Source organism: Spirosoma endophyticum (assembly GCF_900112365.1).
In the GTDB taxonomy this organism is placed as follows: Bacteria; Bacteroidota; Bacteroidia; order Cytophagales; family Spirosomataceae; genus Spirosoma; species Spirosoma endophyticum.
Map to the genome: position 1 here is coordinate 1 of NZ_FOLQ01000046.1, position 8,349 is coordinate 8,349.

Here is an 8,349-nt window from a genome sequence, read left to right on the forward strand (position 1 = left end):
CTAACTTTTTAAACCATAAAGCAAAGAGAATCAGATCACTAACTAACGAGGGTAGTTCAAATGACGAATTATGTACTTTTCTGCAGAACTACCCACCGTTATTTTGACGGTCTGGCTTCTATGAAAACCACCACCTCGAACATTTACTCAAGCACACCGAGCGGGCCGGCCATGAGGTACATGAGCGGCTTAGTATCATCTTCATCGATCCGGAACTTATTAGCGAGTCGGTGCCCCATGACCATAAAATCATTGATCAAGAGTTAAAAAACTACCCCATTCACCTCCAACAAGGCATGACCACCTTGTATCTTCGGGAAATTTGAGCCGTAAGCACCAAAGGCAGCACTAATGAGAAAATGGATGTGGGTGGGTTGGCTGGTCCTGAGTACCCTGGTAGAGGTAGCGGGCCAACAGCCCGGTTTTATTCGCGATAGTTTAGAGACCTATATTCTAAAAGGAATGGCCGATTGGCAGATTCCAGGACTAGCCTTAACGATTGTAAAGGATGGCCAGGTCGTCATTCAGAAAGGATATGGGGTACAGCAAGTCGAAGAACCGGGCGCAACACCGGCCAAAGTGGATGCCCATACGCTCTTTTTGATTGCTTCAAACACGAAGTTATTTACCGCAACGGCCCTGGCTAAGCTGCACGAGGAGAAAAAACTGGATCTGGATAAACCCCTTACCCAATATTTACCCGACTTTGCCCTGTATGATCCAGCCGCTAGCCGACTGGTCACCATTCGGGATTTACTGTCCCACCGCTTGGGCACGTCGAGTTAACAAGGCGATTTTGGGCTGTGGAATAGTACTTTAAGCCGCCAGCAGATCATGCACCGTATGCGGTACCTGCCGCCCCGGTATCCCTTCCGGACCACATTCGGCTATTCCAATGCAGCCTATATGACCGCCGGCGAGATCATCCCTAAAGTAACGGGTCTACCCTGGAGTGAATACGTGGAAAACGTGATTCTAAAGCCTTTGCACATGGACCATACCTACATGCGGACTGAGGGCATTTCCCTAAAAGACAACCTGGCCAAACCCTATACGGTCTGCTGTAACCCGGAAGGCCGGTTGACGCGCTTACCCCTGGATCAGCTGGACAATTTAGGCGCCGCTACGGGCATGGTCTCCAATGTCAGCGACCTGACCAAGTGGTTACTACTCCAAACCGATAGTGGTCGGGTGGATAACAAACGGATTCTGCCCTGGTCCGTACTTAACCAGACGCGTCAGGCAAACACGATTGTATCGACTCAAAAACATCCGTTTTTTCCCCTTAAGTATCAGTTCTATTGCCTAGGCGTGGGCTTACTCGACTACGCGGGTTATACCACCTTCGTGCACTCCGGCGGGGCCTTCGGGTATCATACCAATGTAGCCTTTGTCCCCGAACTGAAGTTAGGGTTTGCCATTTTGACCAACCAGGATGCCAACAAGTTTTACGAAGCGTTACTATGGCAAATTTTAGATGCCTATATGCAGGTTCCTTACACCAACCGGCATCAGTATTTCTTTGACAAGGCAAGGGTGGGAGAAGCCCAAAACCAAGCACGTCTGAAAGCCATGAACCAGCGCGTCACCCAACAGACGCCCCTGCCCCTACCGCTTACGGCGTATACAGGTACCTATACCCATCCTCTGTACGGCACCATAACGATCCAAGCCGATAAGGGGCCCCAAACCAACGAACGTTTACGGGTCTATTTTCAGCATCACCCCGGCTTGACGGCCCAGTTGGAGTACATGGATGGGCAGGCCTTCCGGCTGACGTTTTCAAACCCACGTTGGGGAATTACCGCCGTCAACTTTAGGATTGCCAATCAGCAGGCTGAACAAGTCGAGATCCGGGTGTCTGATTTCGTGGATGCGGAGCCTTACCTATTTCGTAAACAGTAGGTAGAGGTAACGGGCACAGGTAGAGTACATATAGGGGTACTTGACACAGTTGGGATGGTCTGTCGGAGAGGAAGAGAATCGCCAGTTGAAATAAGTAGTGGCCGTCCTGAGCCTGGACAAACAGATCCTTCAGGATGTGCTCAAAAAAAGCTTTAACCAGGCCGATTTCTATGGGTGGGTCGCTTTGCCATTTGGTACCGCAACGGCGGAGCGACCCCATGTTGTATTCCTCTGAAATAGAGTCAAGCTATTTCAGAAGAATACAGTATTGAAAGTTTTTGTTACTTGCTTCAGGTTTTCTTTCTAACAGACTAGACTATGAAACTTAGACTTATCACCACTATCGTTTTGACGGCTTGCTCTTGCTTATTTTTTACTGCTTGTCATAAAGAAGGATCAGGAATTACGCCATCAGAACCTTTACATTTAACAATCAACGAAAAATCTCATTTTGAAGCTAAACCCCTTGTCTTAATAGATGGTGTTGAAATTGATGATATTAAAAAGGTCAAGATTAATCCTAGTGATATAAAAAGCATGACTGTTTTAAAGTCGAGTCCAACCAATAATCTGGTTGACACGTATGGTATAAAAGCAAAAGATGGTGTGATTCTGGTCAGCACTAAGGGAAATGAATAATTACACCATCATAAATAAAGTACGATGCCTAATTTTATTTCAGTTCGGAAGCCTGGACTCGTTCAGTACAATAAGCCGCAACGGCGGACAGTGACTTTTCATTTAAAGAGTCAAGCATTCTTTTTCCGACCTGGCGACCGTTCGATTGGAAAGGTATCTAAGAAATGAGCTTACTATAGGTAATGAATTTGGGTAGCCAACGAGCCTATAGAAATAAAGTGCTAAATAAGGTCTTACCTGTTTCTGAGCATACAATAAACCGCTTAGGCGGACGTTTTTATACTGTTACGTTACTTCAGCCCCATTGGTACAACCCGTGGGGCTTTTTTGTATTCATTATAACCTATTCTTTCTGGCATGGAAGGTGTATCTGATCAACTCCCGGCTCAACCCGAGCAACCCGCTCCGGAAAAACAGCGACCGTCCGCGGCTGCGGTTTGATGCCGCCAATGATTTTCTGACCATCTGCGACCGGTTGTCGACAGGTTATGACAGTGGCTATTATTGGGAAGATGTGCAGCGGGCACTTCGCATTGCTGCAGGCTTGGAGAAATGGCCAGACTAATTTCTTCCCAAGCGTGCCTCCCCCCTACTCGCCCATTAAGTAACTAAAAATAACAATTCACATAGTTTAGCATGAGCCTGTCTGCTAACGATTGATTTTTGTGTGCATTTTACATTTTCTAAACGTGCGTTTAGAAAATGTAAAATATCTCTACCTTTACCTAACCAACCTGCAATTTGTGCCGTGGAACACCCTTTCGGATACAAACACTACGTCGCCTACTACCGCGTGTCCACCCAACGCCAGGGCGCCAGCGGCCTGGGCCTCTCGGCCCAGCGCACCAGCGTTAGTTCCTTTATTTACAATCGTGGGGAAATCGTGGCCGAATTCACCGACATCGAGTCGGGCAAACAAAACAACCGACCCGAACTGCTCAAAGCCATTGCCCACTGCAAACAGCAGGGCGGCGTCCTGCTCATTGCCAAGCTCGACCGACTCACCCGGAACGTGGCCTTTATTTTTACCCTGCGCGATTCGGGCGTCGAGTTTGTCTGCGCCGATATGCCCGAAGCCAACACCCTCACCATTGGGGTGATGGCCACTATGGCTCAGCACGAACGGGAAGTCATTGGCGATCGAACGCGCAAAGCCCTGGCCGAAAAAAAGCGGGCGGGCTTCGTGTTGGGCAAACCCGAAAACCTCACCGCTGAGGCTACCCAAAAGGGGTTAGTCATTCGCCAGCAGAATGCCCGCGCGCACGAGAACAATCGGCGGGCTGCGGCCTATGCCCGGTCCCTGCGGGGGGCGGGGGAAAACTGGAGTGATATTGCGGCCACGCTCAATGAACACGGATTTCGGACCCGTCGGGGGAAGCTTTTTCAAGCCGTGCAGGTGCAGCGACTAATTGCACTTTTCAACTAAAGAACGAACTAGTGGAGACGGAAGCTTTTAATCTACTATTTGTACTTTACCAAGAAAGGGGTGGTGGCTTCACTTACCTGAATCGTACCCCGATAAAAACTAGTGGGATTACCTAGGCCGTAGGCTATTGAATGAGCCGCAGTGGTGGACCACTGGTCAGCGCTTGATGCTGCCATTCGGTACTCACAACGGTACGATAGTTTAGTTTACTGGAGTAGACTAGCAGTCAAAAATTATTATTCTTTCTAGTTGTAACTTTATTGTTATACTGATTTAGTAACCCGTTATGATGAGACTTTTCGCTTGCGCTGTTGCCCTGCTTTACTTAACGACGACCCCGGGGTACGCCCAGCAGACCCGTCCAGGGAACTACTGGCTGGGGGTTGGACTAGGCAAGAGCCAGTTCCCTAGCGGCATGATCGCCTTGGGCTACGAATTCGCTAATAAGCCTTCGCTGCTGACAGCTCGTTATACCGATAACCGGGAACTGTTTTCTAAAAATGCCCCCGGCATAATAGCGCAATAATTCGCTCTACTGTATGGCATCAGGACGGGTAAATTCCGTTTCTCAACCGGTGTCAGCAACGTTTGGGGAACCAATCGGGGTACCTACCTCGGGCCAATCGATAAACCCTTCATCTCCGAGCAGTTGTACCAATCAGTTCGATATTCCACCGTTGGCTTACCTGCTGAGGTTCGATTTATTACGTCAACCAAGTCAGTTGGGATGGGTGTAACTGCTTTTAGTAATCTGAACGCCAACCGATCGTTTGCTGGACTGAATCTATCGCTGTACGTGGGAAAAATGAAACAAAACAAGTGATCACAGTGAACGGCAAAGCGGAATGGTTCATGTATATAGTTCCGCTTTGTGTTTTAGTCTGTGCTTTCTAATAACATCAGTGCTTGTTGCGGAAGTTGGCAGCGGTATATATCACTCGTTTAACCGTCTAGTTAGAACGGTAAAATCTGACTTAAAAAGACTTATAGAAAGAGCGAATCAGGCCAAGTTGAATTATTCCAACTAGGGAGACCGGTCGGTATGTTAATCCAAGCCGGTCGACATCGCCAGCTTTACAGAACCACGAAAAAGCTTGGCCACACCACTTATACAACCATTCGGTTTTTCCCTATTAGTCAACGTTGGTCCATAAAAACTCAGGCATGAAAAAGCTTTTTGCTGGATGGACTTGGCAGAATTTAATGGCAGCGGTTTTTGCTATAGGTATGCTGGTATATGTCGCCATAAAGGATATTATACAACGGCATATTATTTCTGAATGTTACAAAGTAGTTACGGGGACATTAACGGACACTTATTATAAAAGGACAGGCAGGTTCGGCACACTTGATTTTCGATATAAAAATAGATTGGTCATTAAAGAATATCTATCAATAAATGATCCAAATGGATATGACATTGGAGATAAGTATTATGTGAAAATCAGTTGCGAAAATGATACAATTATTAGGGTGGATTGGGAGACACCCGTATCAGATAGTTTGTCCCATAACCCCCCCGAAGGATGGCCCTCTGACTTGATTTATTCTCATTGGAACGATTAAATTGTTTTGAGAAATTTTATTATTAAAAGCCTTTTATGTGCGATGATCACAATTCAAACTAACTTATCTAAACACCTGATTGCTATAATCATAGCGATACTTCAAGTATCACCTTTGTTATTTGTTGCTATTTATTACAACATTGGAATTACTGACCTTTCATCTAAAATTTTATATGCTGGCATCATCTTTTGCGCTACTCCTGCTCTTATCATTCATTTAGATTACTATTTAGAAGATAGACATAAAAAAGTGACAATATCCAAGAACAATATTAGTATTGACAGAAGGGGGAAAGTATTCACTTATCCATTAGAAAACCTGACAAAAGTAACCGTAGTCGGTTCAAAGAGTATTGAAGGTTTTGCCAGAATTTTCTTTGCCACAGAACCGTATTATTATGCAGAACTCGAGTTCACGGATGGTATAAAGCTTCACGTTACCTGTCTACTGTTTGGTGATTATATTAATGTGCAAAAGGCTTTGCCTAGAAAATATATATGGCGGATATATGACAAATTTAGCCTTTTGCCTACGTATAAATACTAGGGATTGGTTACTCTTTCTAATCCAATGTAAGTTGGCCATGGCCATTTTTCCCGTGTCATTGAACACCCAACAAAAATTCAGCAGCAGATGTTAAGCGGTCAAATATTGTAAAAGCGTCAAAGTGCAACTGGATGTATTTTGCCTTGTTTAAACTAGGCAAAACAATGGTTGACTAACATCATTTAATTCGTTGACATGGCCGAGTGATTAATCAAAGAAATTGTTAAACTAAACTGGAATTATGGTTAACTTTTCGCCTGACTTATGCAAAACGCTTGTATAGAGCGGAAAACAACATTTTGTGAGTGTAATGGGGCAACTTCTAACTAAACCAACAATTCTATTAAAATAAGGCTACCTATCCTGGGGCTGTTAGTTTGTTTGTTTCTACAAGCTTGCGAAAAGCCTGAGCAACCTTGTGGTTGTGGCACTCCCCCCTTAGCTTCAGAACTAATGGGCAAGTGGGAATGGATTAAAACGGTTACACCCTCTCGTACGATTTCGCCCCAAACGGAAGGCTACAACCTGACGTTTCAACACGAAAATGATGGAAGGAGCGACTATATTGCTTACTACAAAAATGATTCCCTGTATCGGCGATTAGTTCAATCCCGTACCTTTTACCAAGAGAATAGAGCGCAACTTACCATTTTAGAGCAATATGAATCGCAACACTTAAAATATTATCTATCAAGAGGTTCTAACTACGCGTCCAGGGAAATGCAAACGAGCGAACTCATGACCCTTTATTAAGAACAAGCCGACACAGTACGTCATTATTATAAATATAAGGGCCGTTGATCATTAACTTGTCAATCAAAAACACCATTCACATGATAGATGAAACAATTCTCGCAAAGCCAAAAAAAGTGGCAACAGCCATCAACTTAAGTTATGTCGCCTTTGGAATAGGTTTAATAAATTCATATGTCTTTTTATTAGGATTAGAGTCAACTACCCAACAGAAAATAAAGCCTATACTAATTGCCGTTCTCACGCAAGCATTCCTATACTTTCTAATCACACAAATAAATGCTGGAAAGAAGTGGGCTCGAACGATTAGTCTGGTTTCTTTCGTTTTTGGCGGTATTAGTACGTTTCTGACAATGGATCGCTTTTTAGAAGGTGACCTCTTAACGGAATTGATTTCGTTCGTTATTGGTATATTACAGTTATCAGCCTTGATATTATTATACAGTAAAGAAGGCAATGCCTGGTTTAACTTGAAAAATGCACCCCTTACTTAAAATCCTTTTGCTGGGTCAACATAAAGCAAATTAGACAACTGAAATAGGCAGTTTTTATACAATGGGGAGTAATGCTCGGTTGATCAATTACGGGGTTTGTAGGCCTACTATGGAGTCTGTTAGTAGTGCCCCGCTGAGTCCAACCGGTTATCATTTTGGAGCTGAAGACTTAATCTTTATGGAGAAAGTCGATAGAGTGAAGTTGAAAAGGGGCCTAGTTTTTGGTATTTCCTATCAGGTAGAAGGGCCTCAAAATGCTTTTTTATGCCGTATTCTACACCCTATTTTGATAAACCCAACTACGGGAAAGGCTTATAAAGAGACCATTGAGGAAAAGTATAGTTCGGCTGATGGAGGAAACTTTGATTATTATAGAATCGAACATGCTTGGGAGATGATAAGCGGAAAGTGGATCTTTCAAATTGAACAATTTGGTAGAATCTTGCTTGAAAAGTCGTTCGAACTGTATGATTAACTACTGCTTAGGTTATCTTAATGCCACTTATATAACAGCCTGATTGTAGTCTTCTCAAGTAAATCTGTTAAAATCTCAATCGCTACTGACGCTCAACCGCATCAGATCTGGCATAGCTTTGATTCATCACCCAAAGGATCAAAACCTTTTGTTAAGCTATGGACTACCAACCAATCTTTCGTCAGCTTTACCAAGATTTTAACGCTCGGCATGTTGATGCCGTCTTAGCCCATATGCACACCGATGTGCAATGGCCGAAAGCATTTGAGGGGGGTTACGTAAGTGGACATGATGAAATACGGAAGTATTGGACAAGACAATGGGCGGAGATAAACCCCACTGTTGAACCAATCGGACTTAACCAAAGACAAGACGGAACATTAGAAGTGACGGTTCACCAAATAGTAAAGGACTTGCAAGGTGAACTGATGTTCGATGGAATAGTAAAGCACATTTACACTATACAAGACGACTTGTTACGAAGAATGGATATTGAACTCGTATAATTGTAAATTTTGAAGGTGAGTCAAAAAATAGATTTA

General features: G+C 44.1%; 11 protein-coding genes and 1 pseudogene. All 12 read left to right on the plus strand.

The genetic code is table 11. The features are described from left to right. Positions 1 to 363: 363 nt before the first annotated feature. Positions 364 to 1,467 (plus strand): annotated as a pseudogene (locus BM202_RS38645) (serine hydrolase domain-containing protein); the annotation flags it as partial. A gap of 105 nt (positions 1,468 to 1,572) precedes the next feature. Then, positions 1,573 to 1,905 (plus strand): DUF3471 domain-containing protein, encoded by a 333-nt coding sequence (locus BM202_RS38650; protein ID WP_245776938.1) that lies wholly within the window; start codon positions 1,573 to 1,575, stop codon positions 1,903 to 1,905. Positions 1,906 to 2,223: 318 nt separating this feature from the next. Continuing rightward, entirely contained in the window at positions 2,224 to 2,544 is a 321-nt protein-coding gene (locus BM202_RS35040) for a hypothetical protein (protein WP_093835031.1), read from the plus strand. 316 nt (positions 2,545 to 2,860) lie between these two features. Then, positions 2,861 to 3,109, plus strand: a complete 249-nt coding sequence (locus BM202_RS35045; protein ID WP_245776937.1) for a hypothetical protein — start codon at positions 2,861 to 2,863, stop codon at positions 3,107 to 3,109. A 183-nt stretch (positions 3,110 to 3,292) separates the two neighbouring features. Next, a complete protein-coding gene (locus BM202_RS35050) occupies positions 3,293 to 3,970 on the plus strand; it encodes a recombinase family protein (protein ID WP_093835033.1) in 678 nt (225 codons plus the stop codon). 286 nt (positions 3,971 to 4,256) lie between these two features. Further along, positions 4,257 to 4,496 (plus strand): hypothetical protein, encoded by a 240-nt coding sequence (locus BM202_RS35055; RefSeq protein WP_143100873.1) that lies wholly within the window; start codon positions 4,257 to 4,259, stop codon positions 4,494 to 4,496. 638 nt (positions 4,497 to 5,134) lie between these two features. Then, positions 5,135 to 5,536 (plus strand): hypothetical protein, encoded by a 402-nt coding sequence (locus tag BM202_RS35060; protein ID WP_093835037.1) that lies wholly within the window; start codon positions 5,135 to 5,137, stop codon positions 5,534 to 5,536. Positions 5,537 to 5,578: 42 nt separating this feature from the next. Then, positions 5,579 to 6,085 carry a PH domain-containing protein gene (locus BM202_RS35065; protein WP_093835039.1) on the plus strand — a complete coding sequence of 169 codons (507 nt, stop codon included), beginning with the start codon at positions 5,579 to 5,581 and terminating at the stop codon, positions 6,083 to 6,085. Between the two features lie 453 nt (positions 6,086 to 6,538). Continuing rightward, positions 6,539 to 6,838 carry a hypothetical protein gene (locus BM202_RS35070; RefSeq protein WP_093835041.1) on the plus strand — a complete coding sequence of 100 codons (300 nt, stop codon included), beginning with the start codon at positions 6,539 to 6,541 and terminating at the stop codon, positions 6,836 to 6,838. 80 nt (positions 6,839 to 6,918) lie between these two features. Continuing rightward, complete coding sequence (locus BM202_RS35075) at positions 6,919 to 7,332, plus strand: hypothetical protein (RefSeq protein WP_093835043.1); 414 nt, start codon at positions 6,919 to 6,921, stop codon at positions 7,330 to 7,332. Positions 7,333 to 7,441: 109 nt separating this feature from the next. Next, complete coding sequence (locus BM202_RS35080) at positions 7,442 to 7,807, plus strand: DUF3859 domain-containing protein (protein ID WP_177236814.1); 366 nt, start codon at positions 7,442 to 7,444, stop codon at positions 7,805 to 7,807. Positions 7,808 to 7,965: 158 nt separating this feature from the next. After that, positions 7,966 to 8,313, plus strand: a complete 348-nt coding sequence (locus BM202_RS35085; protein ID WP_093835047.1) for a nuclear transport factor 2 family protein — start codon at positions 7,966 to 7,968, stop codon at positions 8,311 to 8,313. Positions 8,314 to 8,349 lie beyond the last annotated feature (36 nt).

Bases quoted from the DNA above. Each gene is read 5' to 3' on its own strand.
- BM202_RS38650 (WP_245776938.1), top strand. From the start codon at position 1,573: ATGAACCAGCGCGTCACCCAACAGACGCCCCTGCCCCTACCGCTTACG.
- BM202_RS35040 (WP_093835031.1), top strand. From the start codon at position 2,224: ATGAAACTTAGACTTATCACCACTATCGTTTTGACGGCTTGCTCTTGC.
- BM202_RS35055 (WP_143100873.1), top strand. From the start codon at position 4,257: ATGATGAGACTTTTCGCTTGCGCTGTTGCCCTGCTTTACTTAACGACG.
- BM202_RS35060 (WP_093835037.1), top strand. From the start codon at position 5,135: ATGAAAAAGCTTTTTGCTGGATGGACTTGGCAGAATTTAATGGCAGCG.
- BM202_RS35065 (WP_093835039.1), top strand. From the start codon at position 5,579: ATGATCACAATTCAAACTAACTTATCTAAACACCTGATTGCTATAATC.
- BM202_RS35070 (WP_093835041.1), top strand. From the start codon at position 6,539: ATGGGCAAGTGGGAATGGATTAAAACGGTTACACCCTCTCGTACGATT.
- BM202_RS35075 (WP_093835043.1), top strand. From the start codon at position 6,919: ATGATAGATGAAACAATTCTCGCAAAGCCAAAAAAAGTGGCAACAGCC.
- BM202_RS35080 (WP_177236814.1), top strand. From the start codon at position 7,442: ATGGAGTCTGTTAGTAGTGCCCCGCTGAGTCCAACCGGTTATCATTTT.
- BM202_RS35085 (WP_093835047.1), top strand. From the start codon at position 7,966: ATGGACTACCAACCAATCTTTCGTCAGCTTTACCAAGATTTTAACGCT.